The sequence below is a fragment of the Peribacillus sp. P4_C12 genome, from assembly GCF_056402095.1.
Genome location: NZ_JBFUIB010000670.1, coordinates 1 through 1,721 on the forward strand (window position 1 = coordinate 1; position 1,721 = coordinate 1,721).

The following is a 1,721-nucleotide window of genomic DNA, read 5'->3' on the forward strand; positions in this document are numbered from 1 at the left end:
GTTATTGGCATGAGTCTTGCATTATAACCAGTTGAGTACCTTATTCCAATTTTTTTAAAAAGGAGGCGTAAATAACCATTAGATAAGTCACGTGTTTATGAGTCATACTCTTAATTTCGCGAAGGAATTAGGTACTGMCGTTTCAATAAATGGTAAGGCTAAGAATTCTGAATAAAGGATAGTTGAATTAACAAAAGGTCGCGCACATATATCGATTGATAATCTAGGTATAACATCTATATGCCAAAATTCTAATAGTAAACTGAAGTTTGATAGGTTTCATGGATAGACTTTCATATTATCTAAGCGAATTTGCAAGAATAAACATTTACTTATACCAAATGAAAAGGGGTTTTATAAATGGAACAAACAATTCGACTTACTCCACGTGTACAAGAATTCTTAAAGGGTACTAAAAAGCTTTTGATTAATGGGGAATTGGTAGAAGCTACTTCTGGTCAAACTTTTGAGACTCTTGATCCTTCCAACGGGAAAGTTTTAGCAATTGTGAGCGAAGCCGGACCAGAAGATGTTGATAAAGCAGTCAAAGCAGCCCGCCAAGCATTTGACAATGGTCCTTGGAAAAAAATGAGTGCTTCTGAACGCAGTCGCCTCATTTATAAATTAGCGGATTTAATGGAAGCCCACAAAGAAGAGTTAGCACAATTGGATACACTAGATAACGGGAAGCCTATTGGTGAAACAACTAATGCGGACGTCCCTCTTGCCATTGATCACTTCCGTTATTATGCTGGGTGGACTACTAAGATTGTCGGTCAAACGATTCCTGTTGCAGGGAATTACTTCAACTATACTCGCCATGAAGCAGTAGGTGTAGTTGGACAAATTATTCCTTGGAATTTCCCTCTTCTTATGGCAGCGTGGAAATTAGGTGCAGCCCTTGCAACCGGATGTACAATCGTTTTAAAACCAGCAGAGCAAACACCACTTTCAGMATTGTATTTAGGTCAACTAGCACTCGAAGCCGGGTTTCCTCCTGGTGTTCTTAATGTTATACCAGGATTTGGTGAAACAGCAGGCTCACCACTAGTAGACCATCCGGATGTGGATAAAATTGCTTTTACAGGTTCTACCTCAGTAGGTAAAATGATTATGCGCCAAGCTTCAGGTACAGTGAAAAAGATTTCACTAGAACTGGGTGGGAAATCACCAAATATCATTTTACCAGATGCTGATATGACTAAAGCGATTCCCGGTGCTTTATCGGGCATTATGTTTAATCAAGGACAAGTTTGCTGTGCTGGCTCTCGCCTTTATATTCAGAAGAAGTCCTATGATAATGTGGTAGCTGATTTAGTTTCCCACGCAAAAAACATTAAACAAGGGGCAGGCCTTGATCCATCTACACAGATAGGGCCATTGGTATCTAATGAGCAACTAGAACGTGTGGGTAGTTATATTGAACAAGGAAAATCAGAAGGTGCAGAAGTGGTTACAGGCGGTAGTTATGGACAAGGCGATGGCTATTTTGTAGCACCTACAATATTTGCTGGTGTCAATGATGAAATGACTATTGCTAAAGAAGAAATCTTCGGACCTGTTGTAGCTGCCATGCCGTTTGACGATTTAGACGATGTGATTCGCCGTGCAAATAACACCGAATATGGATTAGCAGCAGGTTTATGGACACAAGATGTGAAAAAAGCCCATTATGTGGCCAATGAATTAAAAGCAGGYACAGTTTGGGTAAACTGCTATAA

Annotated in this window: 1 protein-coding gene; it reads left to right on the forward strand. The window is 39.8% G+C overall.

What is annotated here, in order from left to right:
* Window positions 1-360: 360 nt before the first annotated feature.
* Window positions 361-1,721 (forward strand): aldehyde dehydrogenase family protein (locus AC1DUW_RS27820; protein ID WP_477644054.1); only part of this gene is annotated, 1,361 nt, incomplete at its 3' end.